The organism is Anaerocolumna sedimenticola, assembly GCF_009931695.1.
In the GTDB taxonomy this organism is placed as follows: domain Bacteria; phylum Bacillota; class Clostridia; order Lachnospirales; family Lachnospiraceae; genus Anaerocolumna; species Anaerocolumna sedimenticola.
Genome location: NZ_CP048000.1, coordinates 4,737,083 through 4,760,386, shown reverse-complemented (window position 1 = coordinate 4,760,386; position 23,304 = coordinate 4,737,083). Strand labels below are relative to the sequence as shown.

Here is a 23,304-nt window from a genome sequence, read left to right as displayed (position 1 = left end):
AATAAAGATTTAAGATCAAACCTTTGATTTTTAAACTAAATAATTAAAAATTTAACTTATGCTGCTGTAAATATAAATTGATAAATTAATATTTGCAGCAGCTTTAATTCCGCGAAAGCAAAGTGAGAATTAGCAAGCTTGCTTGCAATAATCCGAACGCGCACGCGAACCGGAGAAACTCGCAAAGCGTATTTCTTCCGGTTTGTAGATACTGGAAAAGTAATTCTATCTCAAAGTTATTTAATTTATTACATTCAATAGAATGAGCTTTTATTCAAATTACGAATTCACCAATTAAGATTGTTAATTTTTATAATAAAAGATTGAATACTGTCGATATTTCTGATATAGTGATATCACATAAAAGTGGATAATTTACAGTTATTAAGTAAGGCTTAAGGATGGAATAAATTATGAATCAATTATTATCCTTTCTATCAACATTAGCAACTGTTATATATTTGTTTGTAGGATTTAATACATATAAATTAAATAAGAAATCGAGGGATGGTTTTATATTTCTGCTTTTAACCTTATCTCTTTCTATTTGGTCTTTTGCCTATTCCTTTGCTTATACCGCAGATAATGAGTTTATATTTTCTGTCTGGAATAAAGTGTCTGCAATTGGTTGGTGTACTTTCCCTGCTCTGGTCTTGTTTTTAGTTTTATCAATAACGAATAACCCGGTCTTAGATAAATTTATATACAAAGTTATAATCGCCATACCTGGTTTCTTCTTATTATTTACAGAAATCTTTTTATTCGGGGAAGCGATCAGATATTCTGATTTATTATATCGTATATTTTATTATGTGGATTTAATTTACAACAACCTGTATGTAATCCTTAGTCTTATTCTAATATATAAATGGGGTAGAAATTCTGATAAATCGATACAGAAGAAACAGGCGAAAATAATAATTATTTCCGGTATTATACCGTTTCTGACTGATATATTTACACAAACAATATTACCCCTAAAACTGCATTACTATCTGCCTAATGTAACCCAGATATTTGTCTTAATAATGTTATGGGGTATTTATTATGCGGTGGTTAACTATAATTTTTTAATGGCTTCAAATTCCTTAATTGTCAACGAGTTATTTCATGAAATCCTGGATCTGACTTTTTTAATTGATTTGAATGGGAGAATTATCAGAACGAATAAACAAGTCCTGAGTTTGCTTAACTACGATTTAATTGACCTGGTCAATACGCCGATTACCAAAGTCATACCGGAAAAAAAGATAGTAAACCTTATTACAGACTTTGATCGAATTACAGATACCGTAAAACTGAATCAGGTTATAATACATACTAAAAACGGAGAACCTATTCCATTAAATATTTCAATTACTCCAATACGGGAATCAAAAAATAATTTATTATTAGGGTTTTTAATCGTTGGACAGGATATCAGAATGATTGAGGATTTAAAAAACGAAATAAGCAATCATAAAAAAACTGCGGAAAAATTAAAAAAGAGTGAGGAATTATTTCGAACTGTAACGGAAACCATACCTTTTGGTATAGTTGTTACTAACAAAAATGATAATACCTTATTATACATTAATAAAAATGCAGAAGATTTGTTCCATGTTGGTTATGACAATATAATAGGAAAAGATGCTTTTTCATTTTATAAAAATCCTCAGGACAGGTTTAAATTTGTTGAGGATATAACAAATGGCTATCAGATTAAAGACAAAGAGGTATTATTTAAACGTGGTGATAATTCGGTATTTACAGGGCTGATCACTATGGTACCGGCTGTATATAATGATAAGGAAGTTCTGCTTTCCTGCCTTGCCGATATAACGGAACAAAAAATACTGCAGCAAAATATCGTGAAATCGGAAGAAATGTTAAGTAAACTAATGGATTCTATTCCTGATTTGGTACTGGTTTGTGATATTTATGGAGATATTACTTATATTAACAAAAGTATCAAACAGATACTGGGTTATGATCCGCAAGCAGATAATATACCAAAAAATGTAATTTATTTCCTGGACGAAGATGATAAGGAAATTGCCAGAGAAAATATGAGACGGATATTAGTTGAAGATATAGGTCCGGTGGAATATAAGCATATCAAAAAAGATGGTTCTTATATTATTGCTGAAGTTAACGGCACGGTTTTACGGGATAAATCCACCGAGCCTTTCGGTTATGTTTTTGTTGCCAGGGATATTACCGAAAGAAAAAAGGTTCAGGATGCCTTAAAAAGAAGCAAAGAAGAGATTGAAAAAGTAAACAGTGAGTTAATAATCAGCAACTCCTTATTACAGGAACAATCGGTAAGAGACGGTTTGACCAATCTGTATAACCATAAATTCATCATGGAATTATTGGAACAGGAAATCGGGAAGTCCATTGAAAATAAGACCAACTTGTGCCTGATGATGTTAGATATTGATTATTTTAAAAAAGTGAATGATAATTTTGGGCATCAAACCGGTGACAGAGTTTTGAATGTTGTATCAAAATTAATTCAATTAAATGTCAGGGATTATGATTCTATAGGAAGATACGGCGGTGAAGAGTTCATGGTTGTACTGCCGGATATAAGTTTAGAGGATGCATATCAGATAGCTGAAAATATTAGAAAAGGGATTCAAAATTTTAAATTTACAAAAAAGAATCTAAATGTTACTATTAGTATAGGTCTTACGGATTTTCAATCTGAAGAAACAAAGACTTTTGTAAAACGTACTGATACCCTTTTATACCGGGCAAAAGAAAATGGTAGAAATCGTACGGAAGTTTCATAAAATAATATTGAGAAAGGAAATGGTAAGGATGATGACAATTAACCGCAGTAAAGTAGTAATTATCGGAGCAGGTTTAGTTGGTTCTTCTACAGCATTTAGTTTGATCACACAGGGTGTATGCGATGAAGTAATGGTAATTGACATTAATAAAAATAAAGCCCGGGGAGAAGTAATGGATTTATGCCATTGTGTAGAATATTTAAACCGGAATGTTAAGGTGAGCGAAGGAGATTATAAAGACTGTGGTGACGCGGATATTGTAGTTATTACCGCAGGAGCACCTCCCAAGCCAGGTCAGACAAGATTAGATACCCTTGAATTATCGGCAAATATCGCCAAATCAATTGTTGGTCCGGTTATGGAGAGCGGTTTTAGGGGACATTTTCTTGTGGTATCCAATCCGGTAGATATCATTGCTCACTATGTATATAAATTATCCGGATTACCAAAGAATCAGGTAATTGGAACAGGTACTGCCATGGATTCCGCAAGGCTGAAATACTTTATTGGAGAGTTATTTCATGTAGATCCCAGAAGTGTTCAAGGTTATACCATGGGAGAGCACGGAGACAGTCAGATGTGTCCATGGTCCCATGTTACGGTAGGAGGAAAGAGAATCTATGATATTCTGGAAGATAATAAAGAATTTGACAATGTAAATCTTGACGATATCGTAAAAAGAATAACACGGGTAGGTTTTGATATTCTGGAAGTAAAGGGTACTACCTGTTATGGTATAGCAACCACAGCCGCAGGAATTATAAAAGCGATCCTAAATGATGAAAACAAAATCATTCCTGTTTCAACCCTGTTAGAGGGTGAATTTGGGGAATATGATGTATTCTGCGGGGTTCCCGTAATTTTAAACCGCAGTGGCGTAAAAGATGTGGTTGAAGTTCATCTGACTGAGGCGGAAAAGGTTAAATTCAAAAACTCAGTAAAAGTAATCCGGGAATATACCGGCAAAATAATCCAGTGACAGCTAAGAAAATTACTAAAAATTAATGATTCTATACTTTGCTTTCGCGGAAATTAAAAGACGGCAGGCACCACTTGACTCAGATGTGGTACTGCCGTCTCTACGGTATCATGATATTACAGTATCCTGATGCCTTAAAATGTCCTCTATGGAGAGCCATTATTAAATTTAGCCGCCTTATCGTGTTTCGGTTGTTAATTTTCTGGATAAATCACTTTAATGAAGATTCCGAGTTGTTAATATGATTTGATTTTCTCCTTATATAGAAACAAAGTGAATAAACAATCGGAATGACACCAATTAATGAAATAAGCACGATAAATATAATAATAAAAGGAATCTCAATGAATGGAGCAATCATCAAAATAAAGCCTGCGATAATCCAGAGGTAGCTGGATAGTTTATGAGTTTTCCTCCAGCCTTCTTCATCATTGAATAACCACGGGAATTTCATTCCCACAATGGGGTTAACCCGATTTTTCGGAAAATAATTACCACTTAATATAAAAATGAGCCCGACCATGATGGAGATTATCAAATTTACAGGAGATTGGCTATTTATTGACCGAAGAATTATCAACGGCTGGATCATAACTGTTGCGATAGGGACAATCCATTTGCCAATTCCAATCAAAGGTTTTGCGGCATTACCTTTTACAGCTGCTTTTGCTACTGAAATATTAATTATAATATTGAGCAACATCATTAAAATTGGAAAAACAAATATTATAAACTCCTTTGGTGCATTACCGTTCGGTTTTCCTCTGTAATCTAAATGGATAACCATGGAATCAGGCAGCTTGTTATAACAGATCAAACCAAAAGCAATCGGCAAAAGGCAGATTAGAGAGCCTATCCATAAGGAGCGGCCAATTTTACTTTTCATTTTCATTTCCTCCTTTAAACTGAGATAGCCAGAGCATTAACTCATCAAATACAGATAAATTGATTTCATAATAAATGAAATGTTTCACTTTTGTCTCAAAGACCAAATCAGCTTTCTTTAATTGAGATAAGTGATAAGATACGGTGGCGTTTGTAAGGTTGAATTTTGATACAATGTCTCCGGCTGACATTCTACCGTTTTCTTTTAGTAATATCAGAATATCCCGTCGAACCGGATCGGAAAGCGCTTTAAAAATATCGGGAAATCCCACATCATCACCTCCTTTTATTTCGATAACTTTCTAAATTCATTTTAATACTTCTGGGATGAAGCGTCAATATATATTTCGATAATTTTCTAAATATATGAAAAGGTATCTCATTAAAGTTTATTTCTTGAAGTTAAATCCGCTTATCAAAATATAATAATGCAAAAAATTCTATCGTATTGCGAAAACCGATGAAAAGTAGACCATAAATCAAAACACGATTAAAGGTAAAGGTAGTTTGAATATCAGAAAATAACGATACGATATCTCCAATCGCTATTAATACAATCAAGATATAGTTTGAAAAATTCGCTGCATTATTCGATTTAAGCTGAATCACCTGCCAACGTTCGTCGTTTTTGTAATCGCTTTCCCTTTTAGATTTCCACATATAAAGAAAAAGAGTAATACCAGTATAAACAATAAGGAAAAATAAAATAATAGCTTGTTCATTCATCGTTTTTGCCCTCCTTGTGTTCAAAAACTTCATTGATTGAAACATTAAAAACTTCTGCAATTTTAAAAGCTAATTCTAATGAGGGAGTATACTTATACTTCTCTATTGATATAACCGCCTGGCGGGAAATTTCAAGCTTTTCAGCTAAATCAGCTTGTGTCCAATCACGCTCTGCTCTCAAAACCTTAATTCGATTCTGAATCAATGTATTACCTCCTTAACAAAATGTAATCTGTTTTATTATGTAATCAACAGATTACATTTTGTCAACAGTTAAATACTATTTTTAGGTGTATTTGTTAGAATCTTTGTTTAAAAATACTTTTCTATGATTCTTTGCAAGTAAGAAAATTACAAATTATTACAGATAATATACATTACAAAACTATTCCAGCAGTTACTTTTGTCCTCTTACCAATAATCATGAATATAATTTATATTTTTTTGTTAAATTTATTGGTGACAGTAAGAAATGAATACTTCATATTGACATGTGTTATATAGTGTTATATACTGTTATATAACAATGGAGGTAATTGATGGAAATAATTATAAGTTTCAAAAGCAGTGTTCCAATTTACGAACAAATTATAAATCAAGTAAAAGATGCAGTTTTAAAGGGAGATTTAAAAGAAGGTGAAATATTACCTTCTGTACGAGGCCTGGCAAAGGATTTGGGAGTTGGTATATTAACCGTTCAGAAAGCATATGATGCCCTCCAAAAGGATAAGATTATCGAATCGGTAAAAGGAAAAGGTAATTTTGTACGGTGTGAATATTTCAATAAAATTGAAGATGAGCAAATACAAATTTTTGAATCTCATGCAGAAGAGTTGGTCTTAGAAGCAAAACGGCGAGGTTATTCAAAAGATGATGTTCTGAAATTAATAGAGATATTATTTGAATAAAAATCGGATTAATTATAAGTAAGTATTGTTTTTTAGTGAAAGGTAGAGATATGGAAAATATTTTGGAAATCAACAATATTACAAAAAAATTTAAGACTTTTGAATTAAAAAATATAAGTTTTTCTTTAACTCAAGGAAGTATTATGGGGCTGATAGGTGCTAATGGCGCCGGTAAAACTACCATCATATCATCTATTTTAAATATTCAGCCAATAGATTCAGGAAATATTAATTTATTCGGTGAGAAACATAATAAACTGGATTTAAGAGAAAAGGAAAATATTGGTGTTGTTTATGATGAAAATTGTTTACCAGATGAATTAAATTCTTGGGAAATAAACAAAGTTTTTAAAGGAATATATATAAATTGGAATAGTGATACTTTCGGGAGTTATCTAAAAAGATTAGATATTCCAAATAATAAAAAAATTAAAGAACTTTCCAGAGGGAATAAAATTAAATTGAATTTAGCTGTAGCTATGTCACATGGAGCACGGTTATTGATTTTAGATGAAATTACAAGTGCTCTGGATCCAATTATGCGAAACGAAGTTTTAAAGATATTTATGGAATTTGTTCAGGATGAGAGGAGGAGTATATTACTGTCTTCACATATAACAACTGATTTGGAAAAAATAGCTGATTATATAACTTTTTTAGATAAAGGTCATATTGTTTTTTCAGAAGAGAAAGATTTACTGATGTACAATAATATCATTATTCGATGTAAAAACATAGAGTATGAAGAACTGGATAAGAACGGTGTTATAGCGAGTAAAAAATCTGAAAGTGGAGTAGTAGCTTTGGCAAAAGCTGATTTACGTTATTATTGTGAAGAAAAAGGATTGGTACATGAAGAACCGACAATCGATGAGATAATGTTACTTTTGTCTAAGGAGGATAAATGATGAAAGGGTTACTTTTAAAAGACTTTTATAATATAAGAGGAGTTTTAAAAACATATGGAGTCATTTTGTTATGTTTGCTTGTTTTTTGTTTTGCGACTAAAAAGAAGTAATTATAGGCATTATTCCAGTTTTGATACTAAGTACTCTAATTATAACATCTTTTAGAGTTGATAAGTATGTTACTGTTTTGCCATTGAAAAAAAACACAGTAATTATGTCGAAGTATTTATTATTAATATTACTAACCATAATAGGAAGTCTACTAGGAATCATTCTTTCGTTACCTTACTTATTTATCGAAAGTGGAAAGTTCGCGATTGTAGAACAAGTTGTTTTAATGGGGATAAGTATATCCATATGTTCAGGTACATTTCTAATTATAGTGAATTGCTTAATTGAAGAATCATCGGAGAAATTAGAACTATATACTATAGTTGCCTATATGATATCCGTGGTTGTTGTAATGGGTGGATATAAAATAGTAAGTAGTATATTGAAAGTAAAAGGTGTTTTGGGATGGGGAATATTTTGTATAATTATTTTGGCTTTAAGTATCTGTGCGGAGCAAATTTTATCAGGTTATTACTTTTACACTTCTCAGAGATTGTGGGAAAAAGATGAAAACAAAGCTACAGATTAATAAAAGAAATCGGATATTTAATAATTCCTTTTACAATATATGAGAATAATTGATGAGGGTATATTAAAAGAAATTTCTAAAATTAGAATAAAAAGAGAAAGAATCTAACGAATAACCAATTGTTAATTGACATTTTTGTATCTATAAATCCATACAACTAATACATGTTTATATAATATGACTTTAAACCACTGCAGGGATCCGTATTAGCTGTATGGTATATTTAGAAAATTATATAGTTCGGTAATTATCTAAATTATTGAACATATAAAAAGGAAAATCCCTAAAATGAAAACGGTAATCCTATTGTATGCTTAATATTTTCTGGATGCGTGTTGGTTTTTTGCAGCGTTCTTAAAAAACTGAGTTTTCGCTTTCAGGTAAGCGGCTTTATTTGCACTATGCTGTGCTTCTTTTCTTAATTTTATATAGGATTTAAACCGTTCCTGAGTCAGGGTACCATCTTCCAGAGCTGCTTTTATCGCACAACCGGGTTCCCTGGTGTGACTGCAGTCATTAAATTTACACTGGGAAGCTAATTCCTCAATATCGGAAAAGGTTTCTCCGATCCCCTCATCTGCGGCCCAAATACCCAGTTCGCGCATTCCCGGTGTGTCAATAATAAGGACACCGTTATTCAGTTTAAATAATTGGCGATAGGTGGTGGTATGATGACCCTTACTGTCATCCTCACGGATAATGTTTACTTTCATCAGTTCTTCACCCGCCAGAGCGTTTACCAGAGAGGATTTACCGATTCCGGAAGAACCGAGAAATACAAGGGTAGCAGCAGGTTTCATGTATTTATTCAAGGCGTCCATACCTAATCCGGTGTAGGTACTGATTACGTGTATTTCCATACCTGGGGCAACAGACTCTATTTCAGCAACCATATCACTGTAATCTTCACATAGATCAGCTTTTGTTAACAGGATTACCGGAGAACCTCCGCTTTGCCAGGCTGTGGTAAGATAACGTTCAATTCTCCTTACGTTAAAGTCATAATTTAGGGATGCCATAATAAAGACGTAGTCAAAATTAGCTGCAACAATCTGTTCACTGGCACTGGTCACATTATTTCTTAAGGTTGGATTTAACCGGGAAAAACTGGTGCGTCTTTCTAAAACCCGATAAATAACATCGTCTCCAATTGGATTAGGTTTGATTAAAACAAAGTCCCCTACTGCAGGATAGGTCTGGTATTTGGAATCCTGATAAAAGATGGACCCTTTTAGCTTTGCATTATTTTCTCCGGCTGAAGATATAAGCTGATAAGTTTCTTTTTGCACGGATAATACTCTTGCAGGCTGCAAGCCGGCACCTTTTTCTTCTTCTGTAATTTGTCTCTCGTAAATATCGTTATAACCATAATCTGTTAAGTTTATCATTAATAATTCCTCCAAGATTAATTTTTAAAATAATAATGAATTTTTGTTTGTTACAATAGGTAGCTATATAAGGCGGCTGTCCTTAAAACATAAAAATAAGCACAAAAAAAACACGCCAATTCGCGTGCCTGTTATATTAAAAAGTATGATGAATCTAAAAGATAGTAACACAAAAATGATACTATACATAAGAGTTCATATTTTAAAATACATTCCACGAAAGGTTTTAGTGCAGAGCAAACAAAATAAAGGGTAACAAACCCGATGAAGTTACCGGATCAAGAAATCCAATAAACATATTATTTATTTTGTCGAAAGAAAATATAAAGGTAAGGTTATATACCATAACATCATATTCTCCCTTTATGCTCCGCTCATATTCAGTTTAAGAATAAACCACCATATAAGCTAAAGTCATAATAAACACAACTCCTTTCGGGAAATTGAGGATTCAATCTCCAAGTGTATCAGCATATTATATTTATGCTAAATTACACCATATAATATTTCATTCTAATTACATTTATTATTATTGTCAAGATTTATTTTTTTATTATTAGTATTAAAGTAAGTCTATTATGTGATTTATTAAAAACCATAAGTTATTTATCAACAGTCAGCCTATTCGTGTGAAAAAACTGTTCAACAAAAGAAGGGGATTATTACTTTATTGCAGCTTTTTTAACTACTTTTAAGACATAATAGAATTTGTGAAATAGTACATTGACATACATAGTAATATTTGATAAAATGTAATTCGGAGGTGAACAAATGGGAGACTTTATCAGCAGTGATTTAATCCGCGGTCATATTGATACAATCATATTACGGGTATTATTAGATGGCGATAATTACGGATATGAAATTATAAAAGCAATATCGAAAAACAGCGATGGAGAATATGAGTTAAAAGAACCTTCCCTTTATACCAGTCTGAAACGGCTTGAAAAACTGAATTATATCAGCAGTTATTGGGGAGATGAAACCCAGGGCGGCAGGCGTAAATATTATAAAATAACAAACAGCGGTATTTCTTTCTATGAGGACGCAGTAACGGCTTGGAATGCCGCTGTGATAATAATCAATAAATTGATTCAAAGGGGGCAGGAGCATGAATGACCTTAATAACATGAAACATACAAATGTGATAGATAATTATGCTGTAAAAGAACTTAAAATTTACGTGGATCAGTTATTTAAGAAATATAAAAATAACCGAAAAGCCGCTGATTTGAAAGAAGAGATATTAAGTAATCTGGAAGCAAAATGGATGGATTATATCAATCAGGGAATGAGTGAAAAAGAAGCATTATTAAAAGTTAAGAACAGTATTACCAGTATTGACGGGTTAGTGGAAGATAATAAATTATTTTATGCCAGCCGATTTAAATTAGCAAGGCTGCAATTAATTTTAATGTATCTTATCATTGCCTGGATACTAACAACACCGGTGATGATCTTTCATAGATACTCACTTCTTAATACGCTGTTAATTTTGGCTGTTATCATTACCGGAATTTGTTATATCATTAAGAATAAGCAGTTAAAGAATAACGATATTATAAGTTCTCAACCAATAGAAAGTTATCAGAAGTGGAAAAAAGCAATCTGGTTGTTATGGGGTATATTTTTCCTGGTGAATATACTTTTAATTACCGGAATAAATTTTGCCAGCAATATATGGTTTTTAAGACCAATTAAAATAGCCGGACCTTACCAGCTTGCAATGCTGGCAATACAGTATTATATACCTTTCATCACAATTTTAATTCCAATTGCCGTAAGCCATATTTATAGAATCTTAATTAAGCATAAAGCAGGTGATTATGATGAAGATTAGGAACCGGATTATTACAGTGTTGTTAATCATTGGTGCTATTTTATATATCATTGTAAGGTTTATTATTATTCCTGATAATGCAAGAAAAGAGGAAGAATATAATAAGGCACAACTTAATGCAGCTACCCATGATTTAAACCGAATTCTGCCTTATAAAAGTCCTTATATGGGAGATGCCCCCAATATTATCAATTTATATAATAATCTTCCAATGGCAGTTGATAGGACATTCCATCTATTATCGGATGAACTGACCTTAGAGATTAATTATAAAGACGATCTGCTTTTAGCAGGTAAAAAAAGTATAGAGATGCAAGGAGTACAGGCAGGGGAGGATGATAGCAAACAGGATGATATTTATCAATATGAAGTTTTTAAAGACTTACTTTATAATTCTACCGCTGCATTTGCACTGATAGATAATCTGAAAAAGATAAATTATAACTTTTCCGATATCAACTACAGTGTAACACGGAATATGATTGAAGATTTATATTCCGTGAAGTTATCGGATTTATTGACAGAAGAGAATTGGAGGAAACTGGTTCAGGATAATTTAAATGATCCGGAGTTGGTAAGTAGTAGTATGGAAAAGGCTTTTGAGGTTCCCTGATTGTATTTTTATAACTCATAATAGGGGAAGGAGAAATACTTCCTATTATGAGTTATAATCAGGTAATTTACGAAACACCATCATTGCATTAATATACCATGCAATACAATTTCAGAGCTGAACTTTGCCTATAGGGCAAAAAATATTAAACTAGGTAAGTGAATTATTTAGTACTCTCATTTAAAAATTCATATTGGGAAACAAATAAATCATGATAATTCCCTTTTAATTTCATTAATTCTTCATGGTTACCCATTTCCTGAATACTTCCACCGTCTACATAGAGAATACAGGAAGAGTTTTTTATCGTGGAAAGCCTGTGGGCTATAATAAAGGAGGTTCTTCCCACTAAGAGTTTACTTAAGCCCTCCTGTAACAGGATTTCTGTTTCCGTATCAATACTGGAGGTCGCTTCATCCAGAATTAAAATCTTAGGATCTGCAAGCAAGGCTCTGGCAAAGGAAATTAACTGTCTTTGTCCGGCTGATAAGCGGCTGCCTCGCTCATTTACTTCGGTGTAGTATCCATTTTCCAGTCCCATAATAAAATCGTGGGCACATACGGTTTTGGCAGCAGTCATTACCTGTTCATCCGTGGCTTCCATATTACCGTAACGGATATTATCCATAATCGTTCCGGAGAAAATAAAACTGTCCTGGAGCATGACGCCCATCTGTTTACGAAGGGATTTAATGGTTGCTTTGCTGATGTCAATTCCATCAATTAAGATCTCACCGGAATCCAGGTTATAAAAACGGCTGATCAGATTGATGATGGTCGTTTTGCCCGCACCGGTGGGACCTACGATTGCAAAGGATTCGCCCTGATTTGCCTTAAAACTAACCTTATTTAAGATACGGATGCCGTCTTCATAACTAAAACACACATCTTTAAATTCTACCGTACCTTTGATCGGAGGCATTGCCGCAGCTCCCTCCATATCTTTAACCAGAACCGGTTCATCAATGGTTTCCATGATTCTCTCAAGATAGGAAATTGCAGTTAATAAGGAATTATAAAAGCTGGCGAGAGTATTAATCGGTGCCCAGAATCTTCCTATATATCCGGTAAATGCAATTAATACACCAATGGTTATTCCGGGTATCTGATTATCAATCCAGGCAACACCCAGGGTATATACGGCGGCGGTCGTTAAGGTAGATATATTGTCGATAGCCGGCCATAAAAGGAAATTTAATCTAACTGCATTCATCCAGGCTTTACTGTAGTTATTACTTAAGCTGTTAAATATTTTGATATTTTCCTGTTCCCTTACAAAACTCTGGGTAACACGGATACCGTTAATACTTTCGGCTATGTAAGCATTTAAGTTGGAGGACTTATTGCTGGAAATCTGCCAGGCAACCCTCTGCTTCTTCTTGATAATAAAAATCAATGCCATAAGTACCGGCAATCCCAATAAACATATTAAGGAGAGACGGATATTAATGGACAGCATAAATGCAACGATAAAGAAAAGGCTGAATAAATCTGTTATGGTATTTACGATACCGTTGGAAAGCAAATCACTTAAGCTGTTAACATAGTTAACGACACGTACCTGTATTTTACCGTGGGGTCTGTCATCATAATAGGAAAAGGGCAGTTCCTGCAAATGATTAAAAATATCGCTTCGGATCTGATGAATGATGTTCTGGCCTAATCTTGTGGTTATATGAATCTTCATACGTAAGAATACTACGATAATTAAGTTAAACAGCAGCAGGAGTAAACTGATTGTTACGATTCCTCTTATATTTTTATTTGGGATGTAATCATCCATAATGGTCATTAAAATTCTTGGGGTAAACATACTGAGAGCACTGGATATCACCATGAGGATAATCGTAAATATCATATCTTTTCTATGGGGCTTAATATAGGAATAAAGCCGCTTTAACTGTTCAAAGCTGAATTCGGACTGGAGCGTTTCATCAATATCATATTTATTTCTAGCCATTGTATTTTCCTCCTTTTTGCTTTGTTTTTAAGTATTTATCAAATTCTCCGTATTGATGGTTAAATACGGTATGATAATAACCTTTCTTAGCGATGAGGCTGTCATGATTACCGGATTCTACAATTTTACCGTTATCAAGTACCAATATGACATCCGCATCTTTAATAGAAGAAATACGGTGGGCTATAATAAATACGGTCCGATTGGAAAGAGAGGCTAATTCACTTTGAATATGAGCTTCGGTTTCCATATCGACTGCCGACGTCGTATCATCCAGTATTACAATGGATGGATTCTTAAGCAGGGCTCTTGCAAGGGAGATTCTTTGCTTTTGACCGCCGGATAACCCCATACCACGTTCCCCTACAATGGTGTCATACCCATCGGGCATATTTTGTATAAATGCATCTGCATCAGCAATTCTGGCAGCTTCCTTCACTTCTTCAAAGGTACAATTAGGATTCCCATAAGCGATATTACCCTCGATGGTATCTGAAAATAAAAATACATCCTGCATAGCCATACCGATATTACTGCGCAGACTATATAAATCCATATCTTTTACATTAATACGGTCAATGGTAATTTCACCGTTTGTTACATCGTAAAAACGGCATAATAGATTCATCAGGGTGGATTTACCCGAGCCGGTTGCTCCGATGATACCTACCGTCTGTCCTGGTAATATTTTAAAATTAATATCTGTTAAGATAACATCATCTTCGGCCCGGTAATTAACATGTTTAAATTCAATTTCTCCTTTTAAGCGTTTGTTACCAATCGCATTTCTCGGAGTTTTTATAACGGGTTCTTCCTTAATGGTAGCGTATATTTTTTCAACAGATGTTACAAACCTTTGATAGTCGTTGGCAAGCCAGCCGGCCATTCTCAGAGGGTTGTTTAGCATCCATAAATAACCGCTTACCGTAACCAGTTTACCAAGAGATATGTATCCTTTTACTACCATGATACCGCCGGCTAAGTAAAGAATAAAAGTTAAGAAACTGGACAAAAATTCGAATACGGGAACATATTTACGCCAGATGGCAGCAGCTTTCAGTTCCGCATCCCGGTATCCGTCATTTTCCTTGTTAAATTTCTCTATCTCAAAATCTTCTTTTGCAAATGCTTTAACAACCCGGTTGCCGCTGACATTTTCCTGAACAGCTGTGTTAAGGCTGGAAAAATGCTTACGAATGTTATGAAAAGCCGGTTTAATCGCTTTTAATTGTTTTGAAGTAATTAACACGGTAATGGGCATTACCGCAATCATACATAAAGCCAGGCGGAAATCAACCGTAAAAATCATAATCAATGCAAAACATAGCAGCAAAGTATTTTCATAGATAGAATAGATTACAAATGCCACGAAGTGGCGGATTGCATCCATATCACCGGTTTGCCTGGACATTAAATCACCGGTACGATTTTTGTTATAAAAGGTAAAATCTTCTTCCAGGAAGCGGCGATATACATAATCACGCATGGTATAGAGCATTTTCTGTGAAGTAGTCTCAAACATATATAAATATGTATATCGAATAATCGATCTTACTAATGTAGTAACAATGAGAAGCAATACTAAATTTAATAGTAACTCCTTATGTCCCCCTTGATTACATCATCCACAATAATACCTGAAATATATGGGTTAATAATGGTAAGGCCGGATGATATGGTAACTAGAACAAGTGCAATGATTAAGTTAAGCCGGTATTTTTTCAAAAATGAAAAAAACCATTGGATAGCTGTCATAAATAAAGTGTCCTCCCCTTTTCTTCTGTTTCTATAGATTCTGTTCCATTATATTATTATAAATAATTTTTAAAATGTACTTTGTTATTTAAAACATGTCGAATATTATAATAGCGAAAGTTTTCGTTAAATATTTAACATCTTTTTTAGCTGATAAAATTTATTATTATTAAGATAAGCCAAAGTAAAAAAAAGATAAAATAGTACAAAAAATGTGTTTTTCATTTGGAAAAAAGGTGTTATAATAAAATGTAGTTTTAAAGCAACGAATACCAAGCCTGTTAGCTGGTAACAGACTAATTGCCGTAGGTATAATTCTTGCTAGCAAAGATGAGGAGGGTATCGTATGTGCCAGCATCAATTTGATATAACCTATAATGACTTGAATCCAACCATATTTTTTGCCAGTAAACAGAAGATGATAACGGAATCTGTGTATCATGATCATGATTTTACTGAATTAACTTATATATTATCAGGTAAGGGGAAGTATTTATTAGAGGGGAATGTATATGATGTGGAAGCAGGAGATGTAATTATATGCAATCCTGGAGTAAAACATCAAAATATTCTGGTTAATCCCAAAGAACCTACCGTAGAATTTTTTGCAGGTTTTACAGATTTTCATTTCAAAAATATGCCCCCAAATTCCATTATTTTAAGAGACGGAGGATATATACTCCATACAACTTCCGAGATTAAACAGGAAATTTCAAGGCATTGTTTTGAAATGCTGGCTGAAAATGAATCCTGCCAGGTGGGCAAATATTTTATGTTAAAAGCGCATTTAATACAGATCTTGTTATTAATGATTCGAGATATAACAGAAGCCCAGGATAATAATCAAAAAGGCTGTAATTTTGAGTCCTATAATAAAAGTTATGCTGTGAAAAAGATAATCAATTATTTAAATGAAAATTATGAAAATAAGATATCTTTAGATCAAATTGCACATAATATGTATCTGAGCCCAGTGTATATTTCTAAGATTTTCAAAGAAGAAACAGGAGAGTCACCAATTAATTATTTAATAAAAATAAGGTTGGAAAAAGCGAGAGATATATTACTTACATCAGAAGGCGGCAGTATTAAGAGTATAGCTAATAGTGTCGGATATGACGATGTTTACCATTTTAGTAAGTTATTTAAGAAGTACTATGGTATATCGCCCCTTTATTACAAGAAGATTGCTTTGGAAAAGCATGCCTGATCCAAAACAGATGTAGTTTAAAGATATTTAAGCGTGGAATTGGAGTCATTTATGAATTTATATGAAGCAATATTTGTTAGAAAAACAGTAAGAAGATACAAGATGGAACCCCTGGATCAAACTTTACTGGATAATATTATGAATTTCGCAGAAAGTACACTTAAGTTATTTGAGGGTATTAATGTTGAATATAGATTAATGGATCAGACCGATATTTATAAGTATTTTAACGGTACACTTACTCATAGAGCGCCCCATTATCTTGCCATATATTCTGAAAATATATCCGGTTACCAGATGAATGCAGGTTATCTGATGCAGCAGATTTCCCTATATATGACTGCAAAAGGGATTGGCTCCTGTTATTTAGGTATGCTAAAACCTAAGAAAATGAAACAGGATGGTTCTAAACTGGAATATATCATTACTTTAGCTTTTGGTAAAGCGGAGAACGAGGTTTACCGTTCCTCCGATAAAGCGAAACGCTTACCGATGGATGATATCGCAATCTTTAAGAGCGAAGTAAACCGGAATATTAAAACGATGATTCAGGCAGCGCGGCTGTCTCCATCCAGTATGAACAGCCAGCCTTGGAGACTAGTGGTTTATGATAACCGGATTCATATATTCTGTAAAAAGAATATATTTTTAACCGGTGTCTTAAATGAAGTCAAATTAATTGACATCGGTATATGTCTTGCACATCTTCTGGTAACGGCAGAAGAGTTGTGGGTGGACGTTAAGGTTATTCACCTGGATAATATCAGCAGTATTGCTTTTAAGAAAAATGATTATGTTATTAGTATTAAAGTGTGTTAATTTTATGAAAAAAATATATTAAATAAATAATTAAAAAAGTATTGACAAACAGTTCATATTATATTATACTATGTCATGTGCTTGAGGGAAACACAAAACAAGAAAAGCACATGATATGCGCGAGTGGCTCAGTGGTGGAGTATCGCCTTGCCAAGGCGAGGGTCGCGGGTTCGAATCCCGTCTCGCGCTTAATATAAAAAAGGATTCTTCGTTAGAAGAGTCCTTTTTTATATTCAAATACCAGATAAGAATCGAACTCATACGAGAATAGACTTAGGGAGAATGCGCAAGCATTCTCCGGCGGCTTTGCAGAGCAATGCCGCTGCGGGGAGTCGCGGGTTCGAATCCCGTCTCGCGCTTACGAAATCCCTTGATTTTCAAGGGATTTTTTATTGCGTCGATATGTACATCGTATGTGCACTAGTTTTTCTTGTTCTTTTTATTGCTACTATTCAGAGCCTTATTCATAATATCTAAGTTCTCTTGTTCCGTATTGGGATTGTAAATATAGCCGAGGGTGGTTTTTTCATCGACTTGTCCAAGAATATCCCGTATCATATCTAATGGCAATCCTTCATTACTCAATCGGCTTGCAGTAGTCCTTCTTGTACAATGAGGACTTTTGTATGTAACTCCTGCATCTCTGCAATATTTACTAAGCCAATAGGTTACTGCTCTTGCAGTTAGTCGCTCACCATTTCTTTCAAAGATAAACTCACCATCGGGATTAAGTAATTTAGCTTTTCTTATGATTTCCTTTGCTACGTCAGTAAGAAGAATAAAGCGGTACTCCGAATCATTTTCCTTTTTCAGATGCTCCACTATCTGGACACCGGCGCTCTTAAAACTCTTTCCATCAAAGACAAGCACCTTTTCTTCCATCCTTTGAATTGCTATTTTTCCGTATTCGATATCAGAGAATTTAAGCGCTACACTCTCTTCGATACGAACACCAAGCTGGAACATAAGCTGAATGCATAATGCTTCAATCGTACTTTCCTCTTCAGAATGTGTATCTAAAGCATCAAATTCATCATTTAGATATAGCTTCGAACCATCACTTTTCTTTCTGACTGCCGGAACTTTGCTTTGGTATAGATTCCATTCATTGGATTCTCTACAATTATCTCTTCATCGATAGCAATCCGCATTAAAGCAATCATTATGCTTTTCATGTTGTTGTATTCTCTGGTAGAGAAATTAAATTTGGTAATGGTAGCATTAAAGAAATCATTCAGCATCTTGGTTGTCAGCTTTGAAATCGGTACATGAATGATGGAATGGTCTTAATCATATGTGGGAAGTACTTTTTGAGTGTCTGCAATTCTTTTTTGAAAAATACTTCTTGGTCCTCAAGACTCATTTCCGTTATTTTCTCATATGGTGGGTAAATCAAAAATTCATCTATGAACTTTGTTTGCTTATCCACTGCACCTTGCACTTTTAACTGCCCTTTAAATTCCCCTCTTTCATACATGCGATTGAAAGCAGTAAGATAAGTTTCTCCATCTTTCAGATTATTCACTATACAGGTGTTAAGATGCGTAAGTGATGTATCAATATTTTTGTTCCCGTAGTTTTTCAGTGTCCTGAAATTATGTTGATAATGCATCATGGATTTTATGACCCTGGTGTCTTAAAATACAAACATTTGCCATAAATATTTCCTCCTTTATAATTTGTTAATTAGGTACATCAATAAAAATAACAGCCCAATTTAAAAAGTAGTATTTTTTTACGATTTTTTAGGAAATGATTTTTAATTCTTTTATTTCAGATTATCTGTATTAACTCACTAGAGCAGTAAACTGCAACTGCCCTGCTCGCTCTCCGAGGGGTACGCGACGCTTTTGCATCATCCTCACATCAAAACAACGAAGGATCCATGCATAGCATGGAGCTTCGTTGTTTCGATTCCACCTTCTCTGGCGGTAGTATTTTCACTGTCATAGCGCTTTGGGCAAAGCTTTTATGCTTCAATAAGTGTATATCAAACTTATTTGATTACCTCTTTACAGGCAATGTTTATTTATGACAGAAAGAAAGCATACACCTTTTAAAGAAGTGTAGTATAAGGTACACTTATTCTGATTGTGTACTTATCTTATATGGAAATTTTAGTTTATTATCAATATCTCTTATGTTATAATTGTTTGAATTGGTAAACAATGCTATCTTCATTTATTGCATCTCTTAGAATGCAGTTTATCCTTATAATCAAATCAATGGTTATTTAACCATGAGAGTAGGTTAATATTTATGTCAAAACAAAGCAGAAAAAATAATTTTATAAAGCAGGCAGGTATTCTGGCTTTAGCTGGTATTATATGTAGAATTATTGGAATATTATATAGACGTCCATTAACTGAACTACTTGGTACAGAAGGTCTTGGTTATTATAGTATTTCCTATAATATTTATGCAATTATTCTTCTAATTTCTTCTTATAGTATTCCATCGGCGCTTTCGAAAGAAATGGCAAAAAAATTAATACTAAAAGAATACAAGAATGCTCAAAAACTTTTCCATTGTGCCATTGTATATGTTTTTATAGTAGGTGGTCTAGCTAGTTTTTTTACTTATTTTTGCGCCAGTTTTTTAGTAGAAAATAACTCAGTTATTGTTCTTCAAGTTTTTGCTCCTACTATTTTTCTATCGGGCCTTTTAGGTGTATTTAGAGGATATTTTCAGGCACATAGAACCATGCATCAGACTTCCTTATCTCAGATTCTTGAGCAAATTTTCAATGCTGTTGTCAGCATATTGGCTGCATATTTTTTTATAGAAGCAGTTAAACAGTCAACCCCCACTACTCAAGCAATATACGGTGCAATTGGCAGTGCAATTGGAACCGGAGCGGGTGTACTGATTGCTCTTTTATTTATGCTGATAATATATCTTTTGAATAAAGGTTTCATTCAAAAACGGATTCAAAGGGATATTGATAATCAGACAGAACCATATGTTGTAGTGTTAAGGAGAATTTTTTTTACAATAACCCCCATTATATTGAGCACATTTATTTACAATTTAAGTACCACTTTAAATCAAACAATTTACACAAAATTACTTATTTATTTAAAAGGTTTTGAAGAAAAGATAGTTGCCTCTCAATATGGTATTTTTTCAGGTGAAGCCGTTGTTATTACCAACATCCCAATAGCTCTTGCATCTGCCATAGCAGCTTCAATACTACCGAGTATTTCAGGAACTTATTCTCTTAGTAATATAAAAGATACGAATCGTAAAATCGATATGGCTATTCGAACTACAATGCTAATTTCTATACCATCGGCTGTTGGACTTGCCGTTCTCTCAAGACCAATAGTTCAAATCTTATTTCCACAAAAAGATACATTAATGCAAGCGTCCGAAATACTTCGCTTTCTTAGTATTACTGTTATTTTTTATTCGCTATCAACAGTAACCAATGCCGTTCTCCAAGGCATAAATAAAGTAAATCTCCCTGTTATAAATGCCTTGATTTCACTAGTAATACAGACAACTGTACTTGTTGTAATATTATTATTTACCGATTGGAATATATATGCACTTACTATAGCAGCTATCGTATATTCATTCCTTATGTGTGTTCTTAATGGATTTTTCATACGGAAAAAATTAGGATACAGATTGAATATAAGGAATAATATTCTTATACCCTTTGCCGCTTCAGCTATAATGGGGATGATAGCAAGATTATCATATATATTATTCTATGTTTTATGTAAAAGTAATACGATTTCGATTTTTTTAGCCATAATTATTGCAATTCCTCTTTATGGCATAATAGTCATAAAGTTTGGTGGTATAAACGAAAGTGAACTTATTATTCTACCAAATGGAAAAATGATAGTTGGATTCGCAAAAAAGCTGAAATTATTGTGATGAATAGGAAATTATAAAACGATAAAAACTAGTTCATTTTCCCCAAAAAAATATGTGCACTATTATGTGCACATAAATCAGAAGTGGATGGAACCCCTTTCTTTTCAGTATCTGTAGGATAGGATTATGGTTCGAATCCCGTCTCGCGCTTAACTAACTTCGTCAGAAGTCCTTATTTTAAAAGGCCTCTGTGATTTTTCATTTCTGGAGTTTTGAGTACCCATGAGTACGTCACTTTTTCCACCTCATCCGACTTCCTTGTACCGCAGTTAAAATATTCTTGCAAAAGTTTTTTCATAAAAATGCCTCACTTTAAAATAAGATGGCATTTTTGTTTGTTATGATTTTAAAATTTCTGTTTGTTATTTTTGTTTCTATGCCTCAATTTGTTTCTCCTTTCGTCTTTGATGCTAAGAATATGATTGAATCACTTGTTCGATATATAAAAAAATTCCAATAACCGTTTATCCATTCATAAATGTGATGTGCAACCGTTATTGGAATATGTTGGTATATTTTTAATTTTAATGTTATAATGAATTAATATTGAACAGGTGAAATTAGAAGTGTGATTATCGTAATGTTAAGGGAGAATAGTAACATGATAAATGGTTTTATTTGTACAAATATATTTACAAGGAATTCAAAAGAGTTGACTCTATTCTATAATAAAACACTAGAAATCCCCATTATTAAGACTGATGTAGATGATTATAATGGTGTTTATTTGGGGTTTATAGAAGATGCTCCTTTGATATGTATCTGGGATTGCATATGGTGTAATCTTCCAAGCACCGGGCCTAATTCATTTGTATTTGTATGTGATAATCTCGACGATACAATAGTGAAATTAAAAGACAAGGGTCTTATTCTTGCGCTTCCCAAAAAATATGAATGGGGTACATATGAGTTGCGGGTAAATGACCCAGATGGCAATGAGGTGGTTATTGTAGAGTATACTCTAAAATTGACTTGAGTTGTTTAGCAGATTAATACCGATTACAAAATATTTGCTTAATTAACTTTCATAATAATATTATTCATAAGGAGAAGATGCAGATGGAAGTAATGAGATTGAAAAAAGATAATATCCCGGCAGTAATTGAATTACTCGGCAACGGAAAGCCATATGTTCTTCCTCATCATGACTATGTTTATTGGATAATGGAGGAGTATTTTCCTTCAAGCAATTATGTGGTATCTGCAGATAATAAGATTATTGGGTTTATATGTGCACTCCCATCAATAGATAAACAAAGTTATTTTATTTGGCAAATTGTAGTAGATGAAAACTATCGGGGCAAAAAGGTAGCAACAATATTAGTTAACCAGATTATTGATGAGGCAAAACTTAAAGGATTTAATAAATTAGAGTTAACCATAAATTGCGACAATAAGGCAAGTTACAATTTATTCGAGCGCACAGCTAATGAACACAAAGGCAGACTAAAAAGTATAGGTGAATATAGATATAAAGATTCGAATGAAATTGTCTACTCCATTGAATTTCGCTCCTAATCATATACCTGAGTACCCTCTTGAGTACGTTTAATACGGATGTGCCGGAAAGTCCCTTTCTATCAGTATTTTTTCGAGGGGATAGAATTCGAATCCCGTCCCACTTACGAAATCCCTTGATTTTTAAGGGATTTTTTGTTGCGTTGATATGTGCACCGTATGTGAACTACTATTTTATACTCTTTGGCGCCTTTTTTCAGAGCTTCATCATGATGTTAAGATTCTTTTCTTTTCCATTTTCAATGCATAGTTAATGGCCTTTTGCTGTTCCATAACTGCCCAGTTCGTTCTCCGAGGGGTCTTGCCGACGTTTTTGCGTCATCTGCTCATCAAAACAACGAAGAAGCCATGATTAGCATGGAGCTTCGTTATTTTGATTCCATCTTCTCTGAAGCTAATTTTCATTTATGTTTTATCCGCAATACTTTTATACTTTGATGAATATACTTTCTTTATCTTCTCTCTACACTTCTTTTGAAAGTGTAGATAA

22 protein-coding genes, 1 tRNA gene and 1 pseudogene are annotated in these 23,304 nt (G+C 33.5%); 14 read left to right on the top strand and 10 right to left on the bottom strand.

Features of this window, described 5'->3' with window-relative positions:
- Positions 1–413: 413 nt before the first annotated feature.
- Together Ana3638_RS21275 and Ana3638_RS21270 are read left to right on the top strand one after the other, a co-directional pair.
- Positions 414–2,777, top strand: coding sequence for a diguanylate cyclase (locus Ana3638_RS21275; RefSeq protein ID WP_161839827.1), 2,364 nt, complete (start codon positions 414–416; stop codon positions 2,775–2,777).
- 28 nt (positions 2,778–2,805) lie between these two features.
- Complete coding sequence (locus Ana3638_RS21270; RefSeq protein ID WP_330587706.1) at positions 2,806–3,756, top strand: L-lactate dehydrogenase; 951 nt, start codon at positions 2,806–2,808, stop codon at positions 3,754–3,756.
- A 211-nt stretch (positions 3,757–3,967) separates the two neighbouring features.
- Here the strand turns inward: Ana3638_RS21270 and Ana3638_RS21265 are convergent, their stop codons facing one another.
- From Ana3638_RS21265 to Ana3638_RS21250, 4 genes are all read right to left on the bottom strand, one after another.
- The gene (locus Ana3638_RS21265; RefSeq protein ID WP_161839826.1) at positions 3,968–4,642 is read right to left on the bottom strand and encodes an SdpI family protein; all 675 of its coding nucleotides are present in this window, start codon (positions 4,640–4,642) and stop codon (positions 3,968–3,970) included.
- On the bottom strand, positions 4,632–4,913 hold the full coding sequence (locus Ana3638_RS21260) for an autorepressor SdpR family transcription factor (protein WP_161839825.1): 282 nt from the start codon (positions 4,911–4,913) through the stop codon (positions 4,632–4,634). The genes Ana3638_RS21265 and Ana3638_RS21260 overlap by 11 nt, the downstream gene beginning before the upstream one ends.
- A gap of 130 nt (positions 4,914–5,043) precedes the next feature.
- On the bottom strand, positions 5,044–5,367 hold the full coding sequence (locus Ana3638_RS21255; RefSeq protein WP_161839824.1) for a hypothetical protein: 324 nt from the start codon (positions 5,365–5,367) through the stop codon (positions 5,044–5,046).
- A complete protein-coding gene (locus Ana3638_RS21250) occupies positions 5,360–5,572 on the bottom strand; it encodes a helix-turn-helix transcriptional regulator (RefSeq protein ID WP_161839823.1) in 213 nt (70 codons plus the stop codon). Before Ana3638_RS21250 ends, Ana3638_RS21255 begins: the two co-directional genes overlap by 8 nt.
- A gap of 334 nt (positions 5,573–5,906) precedes the next feature.
- Between Ana3638_RS21250 and Ana3638_RS21245 the strand changes: the two genes are divergently transcribed.
- The 3 genes from Ana3638_RS21245 to Ana3638_RS21235 all read left to right on the top strand — a co-directional run bounded on the left by Ana3638_RS21245 (position 5,907) and on the right by Ana3638_RS21235 (position 7,823).
- The gene (locus Ana3638_RS21245) at positions 5,907–6,275 is read left to right on the top strand and encodes a GntR family transcriptional regulator (RefSeq protein WP_161839822.1); all 369 of its coding nucleotides are present in this window, start codon (positions 5,907–5,909) and stop codon (positions 6,273–6,275) included.
- A 50-nt stretch (positions 6,276–6,325) separates the two neighbouring features.
- Positions 6,326–7,183 (top strand): ABC transporter ATP-binding protein, encoded by an 858-nt coding sequence (locus tag Ana3638_RS21240; protein ID WP_161839821.1) that lies wholly within the window; start codon positions 6,326–6,328, stop codon positions 7,181–7,183.
- 109 nt (positions 7,184–7,292) lie between these two features.
- Complete coding sequence (locus Ana3638_RS21235) at positions 7,293–7,823, top strand: ABC-2 transporter permease (RefSeq protein WP_330588054.1); 531 nt, start codon at positions 7,293–7,295, stop codon at positions 7,821–7,823.
- 314 nt (positions 7,824–8,137) lie between these two features.
- Here Ana3638_RS21235 and rsgA read toward each other — a convergent pair whose 3' ends face one another.
- Complete coding sequence (rsgA, locus tag Ana3638_RS21230; protein ID WP_161839819.1) at positions 8,138–9,211, bottom strand: ribosome small subunit-dependent GTPase A; 1,074 nt, start codon at positions 9,209–9,211, stop codon at positions 8,138–8,140.
- A gap of 771 nt (positions 9,212–9,982) precedes the next feature.
- Between rsgA and Ana3638_RS21225 the strand changes: the two genes are divergently transcribed.
- The 3 genes from Ana3638_RS21225 to Ana3638_RS21215 are packed head-to-tail and all read left to right on the top strand — an operon-like array spanning position 9,983 to position 11,664.
- Positions 9,983–10,330 (top strand): PadR family transcriptional regulator, encoded by a 348-nt coding sequence (locus Ana3638_RS21225; protein WP_161839818.1) that lies wholly within the window; start codon positions 9,983–9,985, stop codon positions 10,328–10,330.
- Entirely contained in the window at positions 10,323–11,051 is a 729-nt protein-coding gene (locus Ana3638_RS21220) for a permease prefix domain 1-containing protein (RefSeq protein WP_161839817.1), read from the top strand. The genes Ana3638_RS21225 and Ana3638_RS21220 overlap by 8 nt, the downstream gene beginning before the upstream one ends.
- A complete protein-coding gene (locus Ana3638_RS21215) occupies positions 11,038–11,664 on the top strand; it encodes a DUF4825 domain-containing protein (RefSeq protein ID WP_161839816.1) in 627 nt (208 codons plus the stop codon). Before Ana3638_RS21220 ends, Ana3638_RS21215 begins: the two co-directional genes overlap by 14 nt.
- 163 nt (positions 11,665–11,827) lie before the next feature.
- On the opposite strand, the gene Ana3638_RS21210 is transcribed toward Ana3638_RS21215, so the two are convergent.
- Genes Ana3638_RS21210 through Ana3638_RS26585 form a run of 3 tightly spaced genes read right to left on the bottom strand, consistent with a single transcriptional unit; the run spans position 11,828 to position 15,379 of the window.
- The gene (locus Ana3638_RS21210; protein WP_161839815.1) at positions 11,828–13,624 is read right to left on the bottom strand and encodes an ABC transporter ATP-binding protein; all 1,797 of its coding nucleotides are present in this window, start codon (positions 13,622–13,624) and stop codon (positions 11,828–11,830) included.
- On the bottom strand, positions 13,617–15,203 hold the full coding sequence (locus tag Ana3638_RS21205; RefSeq protein WP_330587704.1) for an ABC transporter ATP-binding protein: 1,587 nt from the start codon (positions 15,201–15,203) through the stop codon (positions 13,617–13,619). Before Ana3638_RS21205 ends, Ana3638_RS21210 begins: the two co-directional genes overlap by 8 nt.
- An 8-nt stretch (positions 15,204–15,211) precedes the next feature.
- Positions 15,212–15,379, bottom strand: coding sequence for a hypothetical protein (locus Ana3638_RS26585; RefSeq protein WP_330587702.1), 168 nt, complete (start codon positions 15,377–15,379; stop codon positions 15,212–15,214).
- A gap of 346 nt (positions 15,380–15,725) precedes the next feature.
- On the opposite strand from Ana3638_RS26585, the gene Ana3638_RS21200 reads away from it, so the two are divergent.
- The 3 genes from Ana3638_RS21200 (at position 15,726) to Ana3638_RS21190 (ending at position 17,597) form a co-directional block, all read left to right on the top strand.
- Positions 15,726–16,589: an AraC family transcriptional regulator gene (locus Ana3638_RS21200; RefSeq protein ID WP_161839814.1), complete on the top strand. Its 864-nt coding sequence runs from the start codon at positions 15,726–15,728 to the stop codon at positions 16,587–16,589.
- Positions 16,590–16,640: 51 nt separating this feature from the next.
- Positions 16,641–17,408 carry a nitroreductase family protein gene (locus Ana3638_RS21195; RefSeq protein WP_161839813.1) on the top strand — a complete coding sequence of 256 codons (768 nt, stop codon included), beginning with the start codon at positions 16,641–16,643 and terminating at the stop codon, positions 17,406–17,408.
- A 117-nt stretch (positions 17,409–17,525) separates the two neighbouring features.
- A tRNA-Gly gene (locus Ana3638_RS21190) sits at positions 17,526–17,597 on the top strand.
- A 231-nt stretch (positions 17,598–17,828) separates the two neighbouring features.
- Here Ana3638_RS21190 and Ana3638_RS21185 read toward each other — a convergent pair.
- Both Ana3638_RS21185 and Ana3638_RS21180 read right to left on the bottom strand, forming a co-directional pair.
- A pseudogene (locus tag Ana3638_RS21185) lies at positions 17,829–18,425 on the bottom strand (tyrosine-type recombinase/integrase); the annotation flags it as partial.
- A 20-nt stretch (positions 18,426–18,445) separates the two neighbouring features.
- Positions 18,446–18,649 carry a hypothetical protein gene (locus tag Ana3638_RS21180; protein ID WP_161839812.1) on the bottom strand — a complete coding sequence of 68 codons (204 nt, stop codon included), beginning with the start codon at positions 18,647–18,649 and terminating at the stop codon, positions 18,446–18,448.
- 1,018 nt (positions 18,650–19,667) lie between these two features.
- Between Ana3638_RS21180 and Ana3638_RS21175 the strand changes: the two genes are divergently transcribed.
- From Ana3638_RS21175 to Ana3638_RS21165, 3 genes are all read left to right on the top strand, one after another.
- Positions 19,668–21,296, top strand: a complete 1,629-nt coding sequence (locus Ana3638_RS21175) for a putative polysaccharide biosynthesis protein (protein ID WP_161839811.1) — start codon at positions 19,668–19,670, stop codon at positions 21,294–21,296.
- 601 nt (positions 21,297–21,897) lie between these two features.
- Positions 21,898–22,272 (top strand): VOC family protein, encoded by a 375-nt coding sequence (locus tag Ana3638_RS21170; RefSeq protein ID WP_161839810.1) that lies wholly within the window; start codon positions 21,898–21,900, stop codon positions 22,270–22,272.
- 83 nt (positions 22,273–22,355) lie between these two features.
- On the top strand, positions 22,356–22,814 hold the full coding sequence (locus tag Ana3638_RS21165) for a GNAT family N-acetyltransferase (RefSeq protein ID WP_161839809.1): 459 nt from the start codon (positions 22,356–22,358) through the stop codon (positions 22,812–22,814).
- The last annotated feature ends 490 nt before the right edge of the window (positions 22,815–23,304 follow it).

What these genes read in the sequence shown, in the direction of transcription:
- Ana3638_RS21170 (WP_161839810.1), top strand. Translation starts at nt 21,898, where the DNA reads ATGATAAATGGTTTTATTTGTACAAATATATTTACAAGGAATTCAAAA.
- Ana3638_RS21215 (WP_161839816.1), top strand. Translation starts at nt 11,038, where the DNA reads ATGATGAAGATTAGGAACCGGATTATTACAGTGTTGTTAATCATTGGT.
- Ana3638_RS21275 (WP_161839827.1), top strand. Translation starts at nt 414, where the DNA reads ATGAATCAATTATTATCCTTTCTATCAACATTAGCAACTGTTATATAT.
- Ana3638_RS21225 (WP_161839818.1), top strand. Translation starts at nt 9,983, where the DNA reads ATGGGAGACTTTATCAGCAGTGATTTAATCCGCGGTCATATTGATACA.
- Ana3638_RS21195 (WP_161839813.1), top strand. Translation starts at nt 16,641, where the DNA reads ATGAATTTATATGAAGCAATATTTGTTAGAAAAACAGTAAGAAGATAC.
- Ana3638_RS21265 (WP_161839826.1), bottom strand. Translation starts at nt 4,642, where the DNA reads ATGAAAAGTAAAATTGGCCGCTCCTTATGGATAGGCTCTCTAATCTGC.
- Ana3638_RS21255 (WP_161839824.1), bottom strand. Translation starts at nt 5,367, where the DNA reads ATGAATGAACAAGCTATTATTTTATTTTTCCTTATTGTTTATACTGGT.
- Ana3638_RS21200 (WP_161839814.1), top strand. Translation starts at nt 15,726, where the DNA reads ATGTGCCAGCATCAATTTGATATAACCTATAATGACTTGAATCCAACC.
- rsgA (WP_161839819.1), bottom strand. Translation starts at nt 9,211, where the DNA reads ATGATAAACTTAACAGATTATGGTTATAACGATATTTACGAGAGACAA.
- Ana3638_RS21175 (WP_161839811.1), top strand. Translation starts at nt 19,668, where the DNA reads ATGTCAAAACAAAGCAGAAAAAATAATTTTATAAAGCAGGCAGGTATT.
- Ana3638_RS21270 (WP_330587706.1), top strand. Translation starts at nt 2,806, where the DNA reads ATGATGACAATTAACCGCAGTAAAGTAGTAATTATCGGAGCAGGTTTA.
- Ana3638_RS21180 (WP_161839812.1), bottom strand. Translation starts at nt 18,649, where the DNA reads ATGCTGAATGATTTCTTTAATGCTACCATTACCAAATTTAATTTCTCT.
- Ana3638_RS21210 (WP_161839815.1), bottom strand. Translation starts at nt 13,624, where the DNA reads ATGGCTAGAAATAAATATGATATTGATGAAACGCTCCAGTCCGAATTC.
- Ana3638_RS21165 (WP_161839809.1), top strand. Translation starts at nt 22,356, where the DNA reads ATGGAAGTAATGAGATTGAAAAAAGATAATATCCCGGCAGTAATTGAA.
- Ana3638_RS26585 (WP_330587702.1), bottom strand. Translation starts at nt 15,379, where the DNA reads ATGACAGCTATCCAATGGTTTTTTTCATTTTTGAAAAAATACCGGCTT.
- Ana3638_RS21245 (WP_161839822.1), top strand. Translation starts at nt 5,907, where the DNA reads ATGGAAATAATTATAAGTTTCAAAAGCAGTGTTCCAATTTACGAACAA.
- Ana3638_RS21220 (WP_161839817.1), top strand. Translation starts at nt 10,323, where the DNA reads ATGAATGACCTTAATAACATGAAACATACAAATGTGATAGATAATTAT.
- Ana3638_RS21240 (WP_161839821.1), top strand. Translation starts at nt 6,326, where the DNA reads ATGGAAAATATTTTGGAAATCAACAATATTACAAAAAAATTTAAGACT.